Here is a 17,847-nt window from a genome sequence, read left to right on the forward strand (position 1 = left end):
CTTCCCCCGCTTCGCTCCTCCACCCCGCGCTTCCCCGGGGACCCCGGATGAAGGGCGAGGTGACGGTGCGGATGGACGCGCCGCCCGAGAAGGTCTGGGCGCTCGTGTCCGACGTGACCCGGATCGGGGAGTTCTCGCCGGAGACGTTCGAGGCGCGGTGGACCCGCGGCTCGACCGGACCCGAGGTGGGCGCCTACTTCAAGGGTCACGTGAAGCGGAACGGCGTGGGCCCGACGTACTGGACGCCGTGCCGGGTCACGAAGTGCGTGCCGAACGAGCTGTTCGAGTTCGCCGTCGGCACCGAGGAGGTCCCGATCAACAACTGGGGCTACCGGATCGAGCCGGACGGCGACGGGTCGCTGGTGACGGAGTACTTCCGGCTCGAGCCCAAGCCCTACCTGCGCGCCTACTGGTTCCTGCTCGGCAAGCTCCGCGGCCGGACCAACGAGAAGGGCATGCGCACCACCCTCGAACGCATGAAGGAGGTCGTCGAGCGATGAGCGGTCTCGACAAGCTCGACCACCGGACGGCGATGCTGGAGAAGCTCGCCGCTCTCGACACCGAGCACGCCAAGGCGGTCGCCGGTGGCGGGGAGAAGTACGTCGGGCGCCACCACGCGCGCGGCAAGCTGCTGCCGCGGGAGCGGATCGAGCTGCTCATCGACGAGGGCTCGGCGTTCCTCGAGCTGTCACCGCTGGCCGGCTGGGGCTCGGAGTTCCCGGTCGGCGCGTCCGTGGTCACGGGCATCGGCGTCGTCGAGGGCGTCGAGTGCATGATCACCGCGAACGACCCGACGGTGAAGGGCGGCGCCTCGAACCCCTGGACGGTCAAGAAGATCTTCCGAGCCTCGCAGATCGCCGAGGAGAACGGGCTGCCGACGGTCTCGCTGGTCGAGTCCGGCGGCGCGGACCTGCCGACCCAGAAGGAGATCTTCATCCCGGGCGGCAAGCTGTTCCGCGACATCACGCGCGCCAGCGCCCGCAAGGAGCCGACGATTGCGCTGGTGTTCGGCAACTCGACCGCTGGTGGCGCCTACGTGCCCGGCATGTCTGACTACACGGTGATGGTCAAGGAGCAGGCCAAGGTCTTCCTCGGGGGTCCGCCGCTGGTGAAGATGGCGACCGGCGAGGAGTCCGACGACGAGTCGCTCGGCGGTGCCGAGATGCACGCCCGCACCTCGGGTCTCGCCGACTACCTCGCCGAGGACGAGCGGGACGCCATCCGCATCGGCCGGCGCATCGTGGCGCGGCTCAACTGGCGCAAGGCCGTGGCCGCCCCGACGTCGTGGGCCGAGCCTGACGAGGACACGGAGGGTCTGCTCGACCTGATCCCGGCCGACCTCAAGGAGCCGTTCGACCCGCGCGACGTGATCCACCGGATCTGCGACGGCGTCTCGGACACGAACGGTGTCGTCTTCGACGAGTTCAAGCCGCTCTACGGCCCGTCGCTGGTGACCGGCTGGGCCAAGCTGCACGGCCGCTCGATCGGCATCCTCGCCAACGCGCAGGGCGTGCTGTTCAGCGCCGAGGCGCAGAAGGCGACGCAGTTCGTGCAGCTCGCGAACCAGACCGACACCCCGCTGCTGTTCCTGCACAACACCACCGGCTACATGGTCGGCAAGGAGTACGAGCAGGGCGGCATCATCAAGCACGGCGCGATGATGATCAACGCGATCAGCAACTCCACGGTCCCGCACCTCAGCGTGATCATGGGCGCGTCGTACGGCGCCGGGAACTACGGCATGAACGGCCGTGCCTTCGACCCGCGCTTCCTCTTCACCTGGCCGTCGGCGAAGTCCGCGGTGATGGGCCCCGCCCAGCTCGCCGGCGTGCTCGAGATCGTCGCGCAGCAGTCGGCCGAGGCGAAGGGCCAGCCGTTCGACGCCGAGGGCTTCAAGGGCATCAAGGAGATCGTCGAGGCCCAGATCGAGGAGCAGTCGATGCCGCACTTCCTCTCCGGGATGCTGTACGACGACGGCGTCATCGACCCGCGCGACACCCGGACCATCCTCGGCATCTGCCTGTCCGTCATCGAGAACCAGCCGATCGTCGGCACCGACCGGTTTGGAGTGTTCCGGCCTTGATCACACGACTGCTTGTCGCCAACCGCGCCGAGATCGCGTCGCGGGTCTTCCGGACCTGCCGCGCGCTCGGCATCGAGACCGTGGCGATCCACTCCGACGCCGACGCGGCCCTGCCGTACGTCCGCGAGGCCGATGCTGCCGTGCACCTGCCCGGCAACGCGCCGTCCGAGACCTACCTGCGCGCCGACCTCGTCATCGAGGCCGCGAAGCGGTCCGGTGCCGACGCGATCCACCCGGGCTACGGCTTCCTCTCGGAGAACGCCGAGTTCGCCCGCGCGGTCGTCGACGCCGGCCTGACCTGGGTCGGCCCGGCGCCGGAGTCCATCGACGCGATGGGCTCGAAGATCGAGGCCAAGCGGATCATGAAGGCCGCCGGCGTCCCGATCCTCGAGGCGCCCGCCGACCCGACCGAGGCCGACCTGCCGCTGCTGGTCAAGGCGTCGGCCGGTGGCGGTGGCCGCGGCATGCGCGTGGTCCGCTCGCTCGCCGAGCTCCAGAGCGAGATCGAGAAGGCGCGGGCCGAGGCGGCGTCCGCGTTCGGCGACGGCACCGTCTTCGTCGAGCCGTACGTCGAGCGCGGCCGGCACGTCGAGGTGCAGGTCGTCGGCACCAGCGTGTACGGCGACCGGGACTGCTCGCTGCAGCGCCGCCACCAGAAGGTCGTGGAGGAGGCGCCCGCGCCCGGCCTCAGCGACGAGGTCCGGAAGGCGCTCCACGACGCCGCGCGCAAGGCCGCAGAGGCGATCGACTACCGCGGTGCCGGCACCGTCGAGTTCCTCTACGACCCGGAGTCCGAGCGGTTCTGGTTCCTGGAGATGAACACCCGGCTCCAGGTCGAGCACCCGGTCACCGAGCTGGTGGCGGGGGTCGACCTGGTCCAGCTCCAGATCGTCGCCGCCGAGAACGACTGGACGATGGGCTGGGTCGACCCGCCGAGCAGCCACGCGATCGAGGTGCGGCTGTACGCCGAGGACCCGGACGCCGACTACCAGCCGCAGAGCGGCACGCTGACCACGTTCGAGATCCCGGTCGAGGAGGGCATCCGCGTGGACGCCGGCTTCGAGTCGGGCAACACCGTGTCGACGCACTACGACGCGATGATCGCGAAGGTCATCGCGCACGCGCCGACCCGGGAGGCCGCGGCCCGCAAGCTCGCCGGCGTACTCAGTCGGGCGAAGATCCACGGGCTCGTCACCAACCGGGACCTGCTGGTGCAGATCCTGCGGGACCCGACGTTCATCGCTGGACAGGTGAGCACCGACTTCCTCGGTGGCTTCGAGACGGGCGCTAGCGCGCCTTCCTCAACCACCGACGCCGCCGTCGCTGCGGCGATCGCGCTGGCGGAGCAGGCCAAGGCGGCGCGCACCGTCCAGCGCGGGATCCCGGTCGCCTGGCGCAACGTGGTGTCCCAGCCGCAGCGCACGGAGTTCGAGGACGTCTCGACGGGCTCGACGACCGTGGTCGAGTGGCACGGCGCCTACCGCGTCGACGGCCACACGGTCGTGACGGCGGGGCCGGCAGAGGTGACGCTGGAGACCGACGGCGTGCGGACGACGTACGCGGTCGCGGTCGACGGCCTGGCGGTCGACGTCGACAGCCCGCGCGGACACGTGCGGCTGACGCGGGTGCCGCGGTTCGTGGACCCGGCCGAGCAGGTCGCCAGCGGCAGCCTGCTGGCGCCGATGCCCGGCACCGTCGTCAGCGTCGCGGTCGAGGCCGGCCAGGCGGTGACCGCCGGGCAGCCGGTCGTCGTGCTCGAGGCGATGAAGATGCAGCACACCGTGAAGGCGCCGACCGACGGCGTCGTCACCCAGATCGATGTGAAGGCCGGTGCGCAGGTCGCCGCCGGCGAGGTTCTCGCAGTAGTGGAGGAAGAATCATGACCGTCGCGTTCAGCGAGTCCGAGGAGCGCCAGGAGCTGCGCAAGGCCGTGGCCAAGCTGGCCTCCAAGTACGGCCGGGACTGGTTCACCGAGAAGGCCCGCGCCGGCGAGAAGACGACCGAGCTCTGGCTCGAGATCGGCAAGAACGGCTACCTCGGCATCAACATCCCCGAGGAGTACGGCGGCGGTGGCGGTGGCATCGGCGACATCGCGGCCGTCTGCGAGGAGCTGTCCGCCCAGGGCTGCCCGCTGCTGCTGATGGTCGTCAGCCCGGCGATCTGCGGCACCATCATCAGCCGCTACGGCACCGAGGACCAGAAGCAGCGCTGGCTGCCGGGCATCTGCGACGGCACCAGCACGATGGCGTTCGCGATCACCGAGCCCGACGCCGGCACCAACACCCACAACATCACCACCACCGCCCGCAAGGACGGCGACGAGTGGGTGCTCAACGGCCGCAAGATCTACATCTCCGGCGTCGACGAGGCCGACAACGTGCTCGTGGTCGCGCGGGCCGAGGACTCCAAGACCGGCAAGGTGAAGCCGGTGCTGTTCGTGGTCCCCACCGACGCCGCCGGCCTCGAGGCCAAGGCGATCCCGATGGAGATCGTCAGCCCCGAGCTGCAGTTCACGGTGTTCCTCGACGACGTCCGGCTGCCGGCCGAGGCGCTCGTCGGCGACGAGGACGGCGGCCTGGTGCAGCTGTTCGCGGGCCTCAACCCCGAGCGGATCATGGCCGCCAGCTTCTCGACCGGCCTGGCGCGCTACGCGCTCGACCGCGCGACGGCGTACGCGAAGGAGCGCACCGTGTTCAAGGACGCCATCGGTGCCCACCAGGCCATCGCGCACCCGCTCGCGCAGTCGCACATCGAGATCGAGATGGCCCGGCTGATGACCCAGAAGGCCGCCGCGCTCTACGACGCCGGCGACGACATGGGTGCCGGCGAGGCCGCGAACATGGCGAAGTACGCCGCCGCCGAGGCCGCCTGCGACGCCGCCGACCGCGCCGTGCAGACCCACGGGGGCAACGGGATCACCCAGGAGTACGGCATGGCCGGCCTCCTGGTCGCCACCCGCGCCGGCCGGATCGCCCCGGTCAGCCGCGAGATGATCCTGAACTTCGTCGCGATGCACTCGCTGGGACTGCCCAAGTCGTACTGAACGTGTCACAGTCGAGGGGATGACAGACGACAGCTGGACCAACGGCGGCTCGGCCGCGCTCGCGACGTACGCACCCGACGTCCTGGACTCCTACGGACTGCTGGTGTCGGTCCGCCCGTCGGGGGTGCACGACGAGATGCTCGAGTCGCCGGCGGTCGTGGCGTTCGCCGAGCAGTTCCGCGTCGACGTCGCGCGGATCGACGAGTCCGTGCGAGCACGGTTCCTGGACGAGACCGGTGGCCACGCGGCGGCGATCGTGAACATGGTCTGGATCGCCGACGTCGCGCCCCGGATCCGGGAGGCCCTCGACGCGTTGTTCGGGCCGTCCGCCGAGTGGCCGGGACGGCGCCGGTACCCGGTCGCGGACACCGCCGTCGCGGTCGGCGCCTTCCTGGACTCGGTCGCGCGGTACGACGAGGTCCACCACGACCACTCCAGCGACCGGCCGGACGCGGCGAACGCCGCGCTGGCCCTCAGCGACGCCATGGTCCGGTCGCCGAGCGCCATCCCGGCCTCGGTCGTGGAGGCGATCCACGAGCTGCTCACGCCCGAGCAGGCCGTCGACGTCGTCCTGGACGGCGCCCGCCGCTCCGCCGAGAAGATCGAGACGGCGCTCGCGGCCTGACTCCCGGATCGAACGTGTGTTCGATAGAGTGGGGTCGTGGCCAGGATCCGGAGCAGCGAGAGCGCGAGCATCCTGCACGCCGACCTGGACTCGTTCTTCGCCTCCGTCGAGCAGCGTGACGACCCGCGGCTGCGCGGCCGGCCGGTTATCGTCGGGGGCGGCGTGGTGCTGGCGGCCAGCTACGAGGCCAAGGCGTACGGCGTGAAGTCCGCGATGGGTGGGCGGCAGGCGGCCCGGCTCTGCCCCGACGCGATCGTCGTACCGGCCCGCTTCTCGGCGTACGTCGAGGCCAGCAAGCAGGTGTTCGACATCTTCAATGACACCACCCCGCTGGTCGAGGGCATCTCCATCGACGAGGCGTTCCTCGACGTGACCGGCCTGCGCCGCCTGGTAGGAGAGCCGGAGGAGATCGGCGTCGCGCTGCGCACGCGCGTGCGCGAGGAGGTCGGGCTGCCGATCTCGGTGGGGATCGCGCGCACCAAGTACCTCGCCAAGGTCGCCAGCGCGGTCAGCAAGCCCGACGGCCTGCTGCGGGTGGCGCCCGAGCTGGAGGAGGAGTTCCTCCACCCGCTGCCGGTCGAGCGGCTCTGGGGCGTCGGGGCGATCACGGCCGGCAAGCTGCACGCCGAGGGGATCCGCACGATCGGCGAGCTGGCGGGCCGCGAGGAGCGCGAGCTGCACTCGACCGTGGGCCGGGCCGCCGGCCGGCACCTGTGGGCCCTGGCGAACCTCCTCGACCCGCGGCCGGTCGAGGTCGGCCGACGGCGCCGCTCGATCGGGTCGCAGAGCGCGATGGGGCGCGCCGGCCGACCCAAGTCCCGCGAGGAGCTCGACGCCCTGCTCGCCGGGCTCGTCGACCGGGTCGCCCGCCGGCTGCGCGCGGGGGAGCGGATCGGGCAGACGTTCACGCTGCGGCTGCGCTTCGACGACTTCACCCGCGCGACGCGGTCGGCGACCCTGCGGCACTCCACCGCGACGACCGCGACCTGGCTCGAGACCGGTCGCCGGCTGCTCGCCGACAACTGGCCGCTGATCGAGGCGCGCGGCTGCACGCTGCTCGGCATCACGATCTCCGGCCTCACCGACGGCCGCTCCCAGCAGCTCGAGCTGCCGCTGTGGCCGGAGGTCGACCACGAGACCGGCCTCGACGCCGCGCTCGACCGGGTGCGCGACCGGTTCGGCTCGACGTCCGTCACCCGGGCCGTGCTCGTCGGCCGCCGCACGGGGCTCGAGATGCCGACGCTGCCGGACCCGGGGCCACTAGCCTGACCGCGTGCCGCCACCGTCGACGCTGCCCGACTCCTTCGGCGCCGTCGCGGCCGCGCGGCGCGCGCTGGACGTCGACCTGTCCGACCCGCGGGTGGTGGCGTTCGCCGAGCAGTTCGCCGCGGACGTGTCGGTGATCGACGACCAGATGCGGTCGGCGTTCCTCGAGGCCATCGGGCCGGCGGCGTTCGAGGCGGTGCAGGCGATCTACGTCGACGACTTCTGGCCGCGGGTCTCGGCCGTGCTCGGGGTCGAGCCCCGCACCGCCGAGAGCGGGCAGCTGTGGCCGGCGCTCGAGGAGTTCATGCGCGAGGTCGCCCGCCTCGACGCGCTCGACCCGGTGACGACCGAGCTGGTCCGGCTGCGCGGCGCCCGCCAGCACGACTGCCGGGTGTGCCGGTCCCGCCGCTCGATCGCGGCGATCGAGCACGGTGCCGACGAGGCGACGTTCGACGCCGTCGACCGGTACGCCGACAGCGACCTGCCCGACGCCGCCAAGGCCGCGCTCGCGCTGACCGACGCGATCATCTGGACGCCGTACGCCGTCCCCGCGGACGTGCTCGCGGCGGCACGGGCGCACCTCACCGAGGACCAGCTCGCCGAGGTCGTGCTCGACGTGACCCGCAACGCGGCGAACAAGATCGCCGTCGCGCTCGGCGCCGACGCGGCCACGGTGAGCGACGGCGTGGAGCTGTTCCGCACCGACGAGAACGGCAACCTGACCGTCGTGACGGCAGATCCTCGGTAGCGTGTCCGAGTGGCACGGGTCATCGACGCTGTTGACGACGCTCAACGGCGTTGGTCCGTGTTCGGCTACCCGCTCGGCGTGATCTACAAGTACTTCGACGACCAGGGCAACTACCTCGCCGCGATCATCACGTACTACGCGTTCATCGCGATCTTCCCGCTGCTGCTGCTCGGCTCGACGATCCTCGGCTTCTTCCTCGAGGGCGACCCGGAGCGCCAGCAGGAGCTGCTCGACTCGGCGCTGGCTCAGTTCCCGATCATCGGTGACCAGCTCGGCACGCCCGAGGGCCTGACCGGGTCGACGACGGTGATCATCGTCGGCTCGCTCGTCGCGTTGTACGGCGCGCTCGGGCTCGGCCAGGCGCTGCAGAACACCCTCAACGTCGCGTGGGGAGTGCCGCGCAACAGCCGGCCGAACCCGGTCATGCTGCGACTGAAGAGCCTGTTCCTGCTGGTGACCGCCGGCGTCGCGATGCTCGCGATCTCCGCGCTCTCGATCCTGGTCAGCCACACCGAGGTCTTCGGCGAGAGCCTGTCCTCCTACCGCTGGCCGATCATCGTGCTGACCGTCACCGTCAACACCCTGGTGCTGACCGCCCTGTTCCGCGTCGGCGCCGCCCGCAGCCACAGCATCTGGACCGGCTCGGTCCCCGGCGCGGTCGTCTCGTCCCTGCTCTGGGTGGGGCTCCAGTCGATCGGTGCCCTCTACGTCACGAACGTGATCACGAAGACGACCGGCATGAACCAGACCTTCGCGCTGGTCCTCGGTCTCATCGGCGTGATCTGGCTGGCTGCCGCCATCGGCGTCTTCGGCATCGAGGTGAACGTCGTGCTCGACCGGCGCCTCTGGCCGCGTGCGCTGCTGACGCCGTTCACCGACCGGGTGAGACTCACCGAGGCCGACCAGCGGGCGTACGCCAGCTACGCGAGGGCCCAGCGCCACAAGGGGTTCGAGACCGTCGAGGTCACGTTCACCGACTCGATGAAGCTGCGCGTCGTCCAGCGGGAGCCGGACGACGACGCCGATCACGCGTCGTAGTGCACCAGGTCCGGCCAGCGCTCCGACCAGGAGCCGACCGGGCCGTCGCAGACCCACACGCCCGCGCCCTCCTCCTCGTTGTCGGCGCCGGCGTCGTTGTGCAGCGTTGCCGCGCGCTCGCAGCCCTCGAACTCCTCGGGCTCGACGTCCCACCCGACGACCACGACCGGTGACGCCGACTCGGGCGGCGGCCCCCACTCGCGCCAGCCGTTGTGGCCGCTGTAGACCGGGGCGCCCACGTCGTACCACTCCATCGCGCCGGCCTCGCCGTAGTTGCCGGTGAAGACGACCGCGCCGTCCGGGAGGTCCGCGACGACCGCGCGGACGGTCTCGGCGTGGTCGTCCCAGCCGATCGTCTCGAGCTGGTCGACGTCGAGCTTCGGGTAGCTGTCCACGTACGTCTGCTCGGGCAGCACCGGGATCACGGCCGGCCACGCGACGACGGCGGAGAGTGCGAGGACGGCGCCGGCGACGGCGGTACGCCGGCCGGGCCAGCGCTCGGCCAGTGCGACCGAGCCGGCGGCGACCAGCGGCACCACGAGGCCGGCGAGGTAGTAGCCCTTGCCGCCGGTCACCACGAACACCAGCAGGATCGCGAGGAACCCGACGGCGACCGGCCGCGCGCGGACCCAGGCGGGGCGGCGCAGCAGCTCGACGATGCCGAAGATCCAGAGGGCGCCGATGACCGGGCTGAACATGATGAGCGCCTGGCCGAGCAGCTCGATCCGGCCGCCGACCCCGCCGTACTCCTCCGAGATGTCGGCGGACAGGTCGAGCACCGGCCAGTCGTGCGCGTGCTGCCACAGCAGGTTGGGGATCCACAGCAGCAGCGCGACGACGCCGCCCAGCCAGGGCCAGCGGGTGCGCAGGACCGGCCGGGTCTCCCGGACCAGGGCGACGCCGACGAGGACGCCGAAGAGGCAGAACGCGACGCCGTGCTTGTTGTTGAGCCCGATCCCCGCGATCAGGCCGGCCCACAGCCAGAGGCGTGGCCGGTCGTCGACCAGCGCCTGGGTCACGACCAGGACGACGGCCGTCCACGCGAGGGTGTCGAAGGTCGCGGTGGACAGCCGGTGGCCGACGGCCATGATGCAGACCCCGGCGGCGACGGCGACAGCGGTCAGCAGCTGCGCCGACCTGCCGCCGCCCAGCAGCCGCGCGAACTGGGCGGAGAGGACGACGATCACCGCGACCGCCACGATGCTCCAGATCCGCAGCACCAGCAGGCTGTCCGGTGCGATCGCGTGCGAGATCGCCGCGAGCAGGGGCGTGAACGACGGCTGGTCGGCGTACCCCCAGGCCAGGTGCTGGCCGGCGGAGCTGAAGTAGAGCTCGTCGCGATGCGGGCCGTACCGGTTCGCGATGCCCAGGAGCAGCAGCGCCTGGACGGCGACCACGGCTGCGACGCCGCGGGTGGCGTAGGGCGGTCGGGTCACCCCACCAGTCTGGCCCGAATCGCTCCGATCAGCTGGTCGTCCAGACCGAGCCCGTCGCGCAGGTAGCCGTCGATCGAGCCGTACAGCTCGTCGACCGCGACGTACGCCGCCTGGAGGAACGACTCGTCCACGACCATCGTGGGCTCGTACACCGCGACCTTGTCGGCGCCGAGGTGCTCGCCGATCAGCGCGAGGTACTTCTCGCGGGTGGCGGAGGAGACCTGGTTGGTCAGCAGGTAGTCCTCGAGGATCGTTGCGCGGTCGACGCCGGCGATCTCCAGCAGCAGCACGGCCGCCCAGCCGGTGCGGTCCTTGCCCGCGGTGCAGTGGAACAGCTGGGGGAGCGGCTCGGTCGCGAGGTCGGTCAGCAGCTCGCGGTACGACGCACGAGCCTTCGGTGACCGGACGAACGCGTCGTACACCTCTCGCATCACCCGGTTGGCCGCGTCGGCGTCCGCCAGTCCGGAGACCATCTCGGTCGGGATCCCGGTGACCTCGACGTGGTGCCAGGTCGCGCCGGGCACGGCGACGTCCGGGTGGGCGTCGACCTCCATCTGCCCGCGCAGGTCGTGGATGTGGGTGATGCCGAGATCCGCCAGCGATCCCGCGTCGGCGTCGGTGAGCTGCAGCTCGTTGGAGCGGTAGTAGACGCCGCGGCGAACGTGCCCGCCGTCCCGGGTCGGGTAGCCGGCCCCGGTGCCGGCCACGTCGCGGAAGTTGTCTGCGGAGGCGAGCCGGAGGAGCTCGGCGGGCGCATCGGTCACGCCCGCAGGATAGGGGGCAGTCAGCGGAGGGGCACGAACCGGTAGTACCCGTGCCGGCTCACGACCGGCCGGTCGTCCGACTGTTCGACCAGCAGCATCTCGCCGTTCACCGGGATCACCATCCGGCCGTCCGGGGCGAGCTGGTCGACCAGGGTGGCCGGCAGCCCCGTCGCCTGGGCCGAGACCAGGATCCGGTCGTACGGCGCGTGCGCGTGGTCGCCGTACGTCTCCGGCGTCGCCTGGTCGATGCGAGCCTGCGGCCAGTCGCCGCGCGCGAGGTTGGCGCGGCCGAAGGTGACGAGCTCGGGCTCGAGCTCGACGCCCCGGATCTCGCCGGTGCTCCCGACGAGGTGCGCGAGGAGTGCGGTGGTCCAGCCGGAGCCGGACCCGACGTCGAGCACCCGCTGGCCGGGCCGGACGTCGAGCAGGCGCAGCATGTTCTCGACCGTGCGCGGCTGGGAGTTGGTCTGCCGGTGCCCGATGTCGATCGGGCCGTCGTACGCCGCCCGCCCGCGCGCGTGCTCCGGCAGGAACCACTCACGTGGCGCCGCCACGAATGCGTCCGACACCCGGTCGTCGGCCATCGTTCGAGTCTAGGATCTGCGCCGTGATCAAGCTGGAGCTGCTTCTCGGGATCGTGACGTTCGCCCTCTGGGTGTTCTGCCTCGTCGACGCCATCGGCTCGCCGTCGGACCGCGTCCGCAACCTGCCCAAGGTGGCCTGGGTCATCCTGATCCTGCTGTTCCCGCTGGTCGGCTCGATCGCCTGGCTGGTCGCCGGCCGCCCCGACGGCGGTCGCCGCCGCTCCCGCCACGAGCGCTCCCAGCCGAGCTTCCCCGAGTACGACCGCCCCGGCCGCGCCGCCGCCGTCGACCCCGAGAAGGACGCCGAGTTCCTCCGCCAGGTCCGCGAGCGCGCCGAGGCCCAGCGCAAGGCCTACGAGGCCCAGAAGAAGCGCGACGCCGAGGAGAGCTGACGCTGCTTCCCGGTTTGGGGTGGTGGGGTTTTCGGTGGTTGAGGTGCGAGCGCTAGCGAGCCTCGTATCCAGCTGACTCTCGGTTGCCTGCGGGTTGCTTCTGGTTGCGACCGACAGGGCTTTTACGCGGGTAGGGCGGGTTCGGGCTGGCGCTGCTTCCCGGCTTTCCGGCGGTGGGAGTCGGTGGTTGGGGTGCGAGGGCTAGCGAGCTCCTTATCCAGCTGACTCTCGGTCGCTGCGGGTTGCTGGTGGTTGCGACCGACAGGGCTTTGACGCGGGTAGGGCGGGTTCGGGCTGGCGCTGCTTCCCGGCTTTCCGGCGGTGGGCCTCGAAACGACCACCGAAATCCTCCGAACTATTTCTCGAAAGTGTCCACATCCCGGTCAAAACAAGGGATTCCGGGGCCTCACTGTCGGTGGTCCCTGCTTGGGTTGAACCATGACGACGACCAGCACTCTCACTCGTGAGCAGGTGCTGAAGGTCGCCCGCCAACGCCAAGCCGCCGCCGTGAAGGCCGAGATCGACAAGCTGCACCTCGCGGTCGAGTGGGCGGCACTGAACCCCGGCGACGTCGTGGACCAGACCCGGTCCTGGGAGGAGCGGGACCTCGAGGTCGCCGGCGACGGGGCGCCGACGGTGGCGGAGTTCTCGATCGCGGAGTTCGCGCTCGCGGTCGGGATGAACACCGACGCCGGCCGGGTGTTCATCGGCGATGCCGTCGAGCTGGCGCACCGGCTCCCGCGCACCTGGGCACGCGTCGGTGCGGGCGAGGTCGCGGTCTGGAAGGCCCGGAAGGTCGCCCAGCAGACCAAGGCGCTGCCGGTCGATGCGGCGGCGTTCGTGGACCGCGCGCTCGCGCCGGTGCTGCACACGTGCACGTTCGCCCAGATCGAGCGGACCGTCGAAGCAGCCCGTGCCGAGTTCGACCCCCAAGCTGCCGAACAACGCCGCCAAGCCGACGCCGAGCACCGGCACCTCACGTTCTACTGGCGCCAGGTCACCTCGACCGGACAGGTCCCCGTCGCCGGGATCATGGACCTCGCCGACGCCGTCGCGTTGGACGACAACCTGAAGGCGAAGGCCGCCACCCTCGACCCCGCCCTCCCGATCGACGTCCGCCGCTCGATCGCCGCGGGGATGCTCGGCGGCGCGGGTGAGCGTGAGGTGGTGATCTACACCCACGTCCAGGCCGACTCCCGGATGGTCGAGGTGGAGAACACCCGCACCGTCGTGCTGACCTTCCCGCGGTGTGTGTTCCCCGGCTGCAGCCGCAGGTCACGCTCCGCGGACAACGACCACATCACCGAGTTCCCCCTCGGCCGCACCAACACCCGGAACCTCGCGCCGCTGTGTCGCCACCACCACCGGGTGAAGACCTTCACCGCCTGGACCTACCACCGCACCGGCCCCAGGACGTTCACCTGGACCAGCCCGACCGGCTGCAGCTACCACGTCCGCGTCGACCGACATATCCGCTGACCCCCACCCCGCCGACCACGGCCGGCGGGGCATTCGTCGTGTTCTTCCAACGGTGACCACAACGGTCGACCCGCACGGGCCGTCGGACGCCTCACCGCCGCGGCGGCAACGGCACGAACATCGAGGTGCGGGCGGCGTACGCCGGATACCCCGGGCGCTGCATCATCGTGCGCTCGAGGAGCCGGGCGCCGGTGACCCAGACGAGCCAGATCGTCATCGCGACCGGCGACACGACCGATAGGAGGCCGGGCCACCACCCGGAGGCGAGCCCGCCGACGAGCCAGAGGCCCCACCAGACGCAGGCGTCGCCGAAGTAGTTCGGGTGCCGCGACCACGACCAGAGGCCGGTGTCGAGGACGGGTGGGCGCGGCGACGAGCGCTTGTACGCCGCCAGCTGCGCGTCGGAGACGGTCTCGAAGAGCACGCCGCCGGCCCAGACGGCGCAGCCCAGCCAGACCACCCAGGTCCAGGCGACCGAGGACAGCGCGGCCGCCTGCAGCGGCAGCGACACCAGCCAGACCGCGGCGCCCTGGACGACGAACACGTTGCGCGCGGACATCCCGGCGTACCGCGGGTCCTCGCCGTGCCCGCGTGAGCGGGTGAAGATGTGGCCGGAGAGCCGCAGCGCCCAGGCCGCGACCAGCCCGACCAGCAGCCACGACGACGCGGAGCCGGACCACACCGCGCAGACGACGGCGACCAGCAGCAGCGCCAGTCCCCAGGCGACGTCGACGACCGAGAGCCGGCCGACGCGTGCGGAGACCACGGCGGTCGCCGTCATGACGACGACCGCCGCGGCGAGCGACAGCCCGGCTACCTGGAGCCAGTCAGGCATCGAAGGGGAACAGCGCGACCGGGGCCGTCGTCGGCTCCTTCGACCCGCCGGTCGGCTCGACGGTGATGCCGGCGCCGGTCGCGGCGGTCGCGTCGCCGTCGAGGACGACGGTCTGGTCGGTGGCGATCGGCATCACGCCGGCCGACACCATGCCCTCACCGGGGACGTCGAACCAGAGCTGGTAGACCTTGCCCTCCGGAGGGGGCGGCATGTCGTCGGTGACGATCACGGCGCGCCCGAGGGAGTCCGAGCGCGTCATGGTCGCGGTCGCCTCGCCCAGCTCGAGCGTCGTGCTCTGGGCGTCGTCGGCCGACAGCACCGACTCGGCGACCGTGGGGTTCTCCTCCCACGGCTGGTGCCACACGGCCAGGCCGGCCCCGAGGAGCACGACGACGGCAGCCGCTGCGGCCACGAGCGTGCCGAGCCACCGACGCGGCTGTTGAGGCGCGACCTCGGGCGGCAGCGGACGGACGGTCGAGATCTCGGCGAGCACCCGGCCGCGCAGCGACGTGGGCGGCTCGACCGCCTCGGTCGCGGCGAGCAGGGCGGCGGTCTCGCGCAGGCTCGCCACCTCGGCGCGGCACTCCGCGCAGGCCGCGAGGTGCCGCTCGAACGCGGCGCGCTCGATGTCGTCGAGTGCATCGACGGCGTAGGCGCCGGACAGCGCGTGTACGTCGGTCATGAGCCCACCCCCAAGGCGTCGCGCAGCCGGATCATCCCATCGCGTATTCGTGTCTTGGCGGTGCCGACCGGTAGGTCCAGCATGGTCGCCACCTCCGTGTGTGTATAGCCGCCGAGGAACGCCAGGCCCACGGCCTCGCGCTGCACCTCGGTCAGTGTCGCCAGCGCGCCGCGGACGCGGCGCGCCTCGAGCGAGGCCTCGGCGGCCTCGGCGGTCGAGTCGTGCTCGACCGGCTGGTTGTGCTGCTGGTACGACGTGTCGCGGCGGCTCGCCGCCTCCGCGGAGCGGACCCGGTCCACCGCCTTGCGGTGCGTGATCGTGAGCAGCCACGAGAGCGCGCTGCCCCGGGCGGGGTCGAAGCGGCCGGCGGTCCGCCAGATCTCCAGGAACGACTCCTGGGCGACCTCCTCGGCCTGCGCCGGGTCCCGTACGACGCGGACCGCGAGCCCGAACACCCGGGCCGCGGTCGCGTCGTACAGCTGGGCGAACGCCGCCTCGTCGCCCCGCCCCGACCGCCGGAGCAGCTCGGAGAGGTCGGGACCGGACGCCCCGTCCTCAGGGGACGGGGCGTCGTCGGCGACAGGACGGATGTGGTTCATGTCAGGGCATCAGGACGGAGTCGATGACGTACACCGTCGCATTCTCGGTGGGGATGTTCCCGCACAGGACGCTAGCCCCGGCAGCACCCACCGTGAAGTCCTCGCCCGACCCCTCGATCGTGAGGTCCGTGCCCTCGAGCGTCTTGTGCGTGCCGGCGAGGTCCTCGGGCGTGAGCTCACCCGGGACGACGTGGTAGGTCAGGATCTTGGTGAGCGTGGCCTTGTCGGCCATCACGGACTTCATCGTCTTCGCCGGGATCTCGGCGAACGCGTCGTCGGTCGGCGCGAACACCGTGATGCCGTCGGTGGAGTTCAGCGTGTCCACGAGGCCGGCCTCGCCGACCGCGGCCACGAGCGTCTTCAACAGCGGGTTCGCGCTGGCGGCGGTGGCGACCGGCTCGGACGCCATGCCGTCGAACGACCCGGCGCCCTCGGTCGGGATCGCCGAGCAGCCGGCCCCGAAGGTCTCGGCGCCCGCGCCCATCGCGTCGGAGCCCATGTCGGACGGGGACTCGGACGTCATGTCCGAGGGGGATTGGGAGGTCATGTCGCTTGCGCCCGAGCTGCCTGCGTCGCTGGAGTCGGAGCCGCAGGCGGCCAGGCCCATGGTCGCGGCGAGCGCGAGGGCTGCGAGGCCGCTGGTACGGCGGATGCTGCGGTTCATGGTCGAGCCTTCCGGTTGTGGTCTGGTCGTCGGTGATTCGGCGCCACCGGTCGTCCGGATTGGTCTCAGTCCACGTTCACCACGATCTCCTGGACCCCGCTGGAGCCCTCGGGGAACGGCGTCGCCCGGACCGCGGTCTGCACGTCGCCCTCACCGTCCACCGTGCGGACGGCGAGCGTGTGCTGCCCGGGCTCCGCGGTCCACGGCAGGTACCACTGCCGCCAGTAGTCCGCGCCCGCGGACGGGCCGAGCCGGGCCGGTTGCCACGCACCGCCGTCGACCCGCACCTCGACCTTCGCCACGCCCATCTGGTGCTGGGCCCAGGCCACGCCGCCGATCACGGTGCGCCCGGCCGCGACGGTCGCCAGCGGCTTCGGGGTGTCGATCCGGCTGGCGATCTTGATGGGTGCGTCGGTGGCCCAGTCCCGCTCGGTCCAGTACGCGTCCTGCTCGGCGTACGTCGTCAGCGTCATCCGGGTGATCCACTTGCAGGCACTCACGAAGCCGTACAGCCCGGGCACCACCATCCGCGCGGGGAAGCCGTGCTCCCGCGGCAGGGAGCGCCCGTTCATGCCCAGCGCGATCATCGCGTCCCGGCCGTCGGTGGCGACGTCGAGCGGGGTGCTGATGGTCATCCCGTCGACGTCGGTGCTGAGGATCTGGTCGGCCGACGTGCGGTCGATCCCGGCCAGGTCGAGCAGGTCGGTGAGCCGCACGCCCAGCCAGCGCGCGGCACCGATGTACCGGCCGCCGACCTCGTTCGAGACGCACGTCAGCGTGATGTCCCGCTCGACCAGCGGCATCGCGAGCAGGTCGTCGAGCGTGAAGGTCACCTCCCGCTCGACGTCGCCGTCGATGGTGAGGCTCCACCCGTCGGCGTCGACGATCGGCAGCGCGAGCCGGGTGTCCACCCGGTAGAAGTCGGCGGTCGGGGTGCGGAAGCTGCTGATGCCGGGCACCCGCTCGTCCAGCCCGGTGGGGAACGGCGGCGCGGGGTCCGCGGCCGCCGGGAGGTCGATCTCCTCGACCCGGGTGCGGTACGACGTGATCCACCGTCCCGCCCCGCCCATCGCGAGCGCTCCGATCGCCAGACCACCCGCCACGAGCAGCACGCGGCGGCCACCCGCCGGAGCCAGCCGCGCCCGGGTCAGCCACCACAGGGAGGCGACGCCCGCGACACCGGCCACGACACTGGGCAGCAGGTTCGTCGCCAGCAGAGCCGGGATCGCCACCAGCGCCAGGAGCACGCCGGCGCCGTACGCGAACCGTCGTGCGGCGAGCAGGCCGGCGACCGCGGCCAGCGCGAGGACGCCGAGAAGCACCGAGCCGACCAGGATCGTCTTGTCGTGGGTGCCGAACTGCGCGATCGCCCACTCCTTGACCGGCGTCGGCGTGCGGTCGATGACCTCCGATCCGACCGCGAGGACCGGAGAGGACGCGGGCTCGGTCAGCGCGGCGACCAGGTGCCCGGCGGCGACGCCGACGAGTGCGGACAGGACGCCGAAGCCGGCGTGGACGAGGCGATTGCGCATGACGGTGGTTCGTCGCGGTCCAGTCCGGTGGATGGCGCGGCACGTGCGCTAACACACGATTTCGGACAATTTCCTCC

18 protein-coding genes are annotated in these 17,847 nt (G+C 71.7%); 10 read left to right on the forward strand and 8 right to left on the reverse strand.

The genetic code is table 11. The annotated features are described in order from the left end of the window. The first annotated feature begins 47 nt into the window (after window positions 1-47). Genes MJ604_RS20620 through MJ604_RS20655 form a run of 8 tightly spaced genes read left to right on the forward strand, consistent with a single transcriptional unit; the run spans window position 48 to window position 8,803 of the window. Window positions 48-500 carry an SRPBCC family protein gene (locus MJ604_RS20620; protein ID WP_243060571.1) on the forward strand — a complete coding sequence of 151 codons (453 nt, stop codon included), beginning with the start codon at window positions 48-50 and terminating at the stop codon, window positions 498-500. Then, window positions 497-2,083: an acyl-CoA carboxylase subunit beta gene (locus tag MJ604_RS20625; RefSeq protein ID WP_243060572.1), complete on the forward strand. Its 1,587-nt coding sequence runs from the start codon at window positions 497-499 to the stop codon at window positions 2,081-2,083. Before MJ604_RS20620 ends, MJ604_RS20625 begins: the two co-directional genes overlap by 4 nt. Further along, the gene (locus tag MJ604_RS20630; protein ID WP_243060575.1) at window positions 2,080-3,966 is read left to right on the forward strand and encodes a biotin carboxylase N-terminal domain-containing protein; all 1,887 of its coding nucleotides are present in this window, start codon (window positions 2,080-2,082) and stop codon (window positions 3,964-3,966) included. Before MJ604_RS20625 ends, MJ604_RS20630 begins: the two co-directional genes overlap by 4 nt. After that, window positions 3,963-5,126: an acyl-CoA dehydrogenase family protein gene (locus MJ604_RS20635; protein ID WP_243060577.1), complete on the forward strand. Its 1,164-nt coding sequence runs from the start codon at window positions 3,963-3,965 to the stop codon at window positions 5,124-5,126. Before MJ604_RS20630 ends, MJ604_RS20635 begins: the two co-directional genes overlap by 4 nt. 19 nt (window positions 5,127-5,145) lie before the next feature. Next, window positions 5,146-5,751, forward strand: coding sequence for a hypothetical protein (locus MJ604_RS20640; protein WP_243060578.1), 606 nt, complete (start codon window positions 5,146-5,148; stop codon window positions 5,749-5,751). 36 nt (window positions 5,752-5,787) lie between these two features. Next, on the forward strand, window positions 5,788-7,020 hold the full coding sequence (gene dinB / locus MJ604_RS20645; protein ID WP_243060579.1) for a DNA polymerase IV: 1,233 nt from the start codon (window positions 5,788-5,790) through the stop codon (window positions 7,018-7,020). A gap of 4 nt (window positions 7,021-7,024) precedes the next feature. After that, entirely contained in the window at window positions 7,025-7,765 is a 741-nt protein-coding gene (locus tag MJ604_RS20650) for a carboxymuconolactone decarboxylase family protein (RefSeq protein ID WP_243060580.1), read from the forward strand. 9 nt (window positions 7,766-7,774) lie between these two features. Further along, a complete protein-coding gene (locus MJ604_RS20655) occupies window positions 7,775-8,803 on the forward strand; it encodes a YihY/virulence factor BrkB family protein (protein WP_243060581.1) in 1,029 nt (342 codons plus the stop codon). Here the strand turns inward: MJ604_RS20655 and MJ604_RS20660 are convergent. From MJ604_RS20660 to MJ604_RS20670, 3 genes are read right to left on the reverse strand one after another with little or no spacing between them, the layout of a single operon-like run. After that, complete coding sequence (locus tag MJ604_RS20660) at window positions 8,791-10,239, reverse strand: glycosyltransferase family 39 protein (protein WP_243060582.1); 1,449 nt, start codon at window positions 10,237-10,239, stop codon at window positions 8,791-8,793. The genes MJ604_RS20655 and MJ604_RS20660 overlap by 13 nt on opposite strands. Beyond that, complete coding sequence (locus MJ604_RS20665) at window positions 10,236-11,003, reverse strand: tyrosine-protein phosphatase (protein ID WP_243060584.1); 768 nt, start codon at window positions 11,001-11,003, stop codon at window positions 10,236-10,238. Before MJ604_RS20665 ends, MJ604_RS20660 begins: the two co-directional genes overlap by 4 nt. A gap of 20 nt (window positions 11,004-11,023) precedes the next feature. Continuing rightward, window positions 11,024-11,587, reverse strand: coding sequence for a protein-L-isoaspartate O-methyltransferase (locus MJ604_RS20670; RefSeq protein WP_243060586.1), 564 nt, complete (start codon window positions 11,585-11,587; stop codon window positions 11,024-11,026). Between the two features lie 23 nt (window positions 11,588-11,610). Between MJ604_RS20670 and MJ604_RS20675 the strand changes: the two genes are divergently transcribed. Next, window positions 11,611-11,979, forward strand: a complete 369-nt coding sequence (locus MJ604_RS20675; RefSeq protein WP_243060588.1) for a PLD nuclease N-terminal domain-containing protein — start codon at window positions 11,611-11,613, stop codon at window positions 11,977-11,979. A gap of 438 nt (window positions 11,980-12,417) precedes the next feature. Next, window positions 12,418-13,458 carry an HNH endonuclease signature motif containing protein gene (locus MJ604_RS20680; RefSeq protein WP_243060589.1) on the forward strand — a complete coding sequence of 347 codons (1,041 nt, stop codon included), beginning with the start codon at window positions 12,418-12,420 and terminating at the stop codon, window positions 13,456-13,458. A 91-nt stretch (window positions 13,459-13,549) separates the two neighbouring features. Here the strand turns inward: MJ604_RS20680 and MJ604_RS20685 are convergent, their stop codons facing one another. The 5 genes from MJ604_RS20685 to MJ604_RS20705 form a co-directional block, all read right to left on the reverse strand. Further along, window positions 13,550-14,293 carry a DUF1295 domain-containing protein gene (locus tag MJ604_RS20685; protein WP_243060590.1) on the reverse strand — a complete coding sequence of 248 codons (744 nt, stop codon included), beginning with the start codon at window positions 14,291-14,293 and terminating at the stop codon, window positions 13,550-13,552. Continuing rightward, on the reverse strand, window positions 14,286-14,975 hold the full coding sequence (locus tag MJ604_RS20690) for an anti-sigma factor domain-containing protein (RefSeq protein WP_243060592.1): 690 nt from the start codon (window positions 14,973-14,975) through the stop codon (window positions 14,286-14,288). Before MJ604_RS20690 ends, MJ604_RS20685 begins: the two co-directional genes overlap by 8 nt. Beyond that, entirely contained in the window at window positions 14,972-15,574 is a 603-nt protein-coding gene (gene sigK, locus MJ604_RS20695) for an ECF RNA polymerase sigma factor SigK (protein WP_243060594.1), read from the reverse strand. The genes MJ604_RS20690 and sigK overlap by 4 nt, the downstream gene beginning before the upstream one ends. Window position 15,575: 1 nt before the next feature. Continuing rightward, window positions 15,576-16,238, reverse strand: a complete 663-nt coding sequence (locus MJ604_RS20700) for a fasciclin domain-containing protein (protein WP_243060596.1) — start codon at window positions 16,236-16,238, stop codon at window positions 15,576-15,578. Window positions 16,239-16,303: 65 nt separating this feature from the next. Further along, complete coding sequence (locus MJ604_RS20705) at window positions 16,304-17,770, reverse strand: molybdopterin-dependent oxidoreductase (protein ID WP_243060598.1); 1,467 nt, start codon at window positions 17,768-17,770, stop codon at window positions 16,304-16,306. Window positions 17,771-17,847 lie beyond the last annotated feature (77 nt).

It is taken from the genome of Nocardioides sp. SR21 (assembly GCF_022761125.1).
Taxonomy (GTDB): domain Bacteria; phylum Actinomycetota; class Actinomycetes; order Propionibacteriales; family Nocardioidaceae; genus Nocardioides.

Excerpts from the sequence above, each read along its gene's own strand:
- MJ604_RS20670 (WP_243060586.1), bottom strand. The coding sequence starts at position 11,587 with ATGGCCGACGACCGGGTGTCGGACGCATTCGTGGCGGCGCCACGTGAG.
- MJ604_RS20680 (WP_243060589.1), top strand. The coding sequence starts at position 12,418 with ATGACGACGACCAGCACTCTCACTCGTGAGCAGGTGCTGAAGGTCGCC.
- MJ604_RS20640 (WP_243060578.1), top strand. The coding sequence starts at position 5,146 with ATGACAGACGACAGCTGGACCAACGGCGGCTCGGCCGCGCTCGCGACG.
- MJ604_RS20620 (WP_243060571.1), top strand. The coding sequence starts at position 48 with ATGAAGGGCGAGGTGACGGTGCGGATGGACGCGCCGCCCGAGAAGGTC.
- MJ604_RS20635 (WP_243060577.1), top strand. The coding sequence starts at position 3,963 with ATGACCGTCGCGTTCAGCGAGTCCGAGGAGCGCCAGGAGCTGCGCAAG.
- sigK (WP_243060594.1), bottom strand. The coding sequence starts at position 15,574 with ATGAACCACATCCGTCCTGTCGCCGACGACGCCCCGTCCCCTGAGGAC.
- MJ604_RS20690 (WP_243060592.1), bottom strand. The coding sequence starts at position 14,975 with ATGACCGACGTACACGCGCTGTCCGGCGCCTACGCCGTCGATGCACTC.
- MJ604_RS20625 (WP_243060572.1), top strand. The coding sequence starts at position 497 with ATGAGCGGTCTCGACAAGCTCGACCACCGGACGGCGATGCTGGAGAAG.
- MJ604_RS20700 (WP_243060596.1), bottom strand. The coding sequence starts at position 16,238 with ATGAACCGCAGCATCCGCCGTACCAGCGGCCTCGCAGCCCTCGCGCTC.
- MJ604_RS20685 (WP_243060590.1), bottom strand. The coding sequence starts at position 14,293 with ATGCCTGACTGGCTCCAGGTAGCCGGGCTGTCGCTCGCCGCGGCGGTC.
- MJ604_RS20705 (WP_243060598.1), bottom strand. The coding sequence starts at position 17,770 with ATGCGCAATCGCCTCGTCCACGCCGGCTTCGGCGTCCTGTCCGCACTC.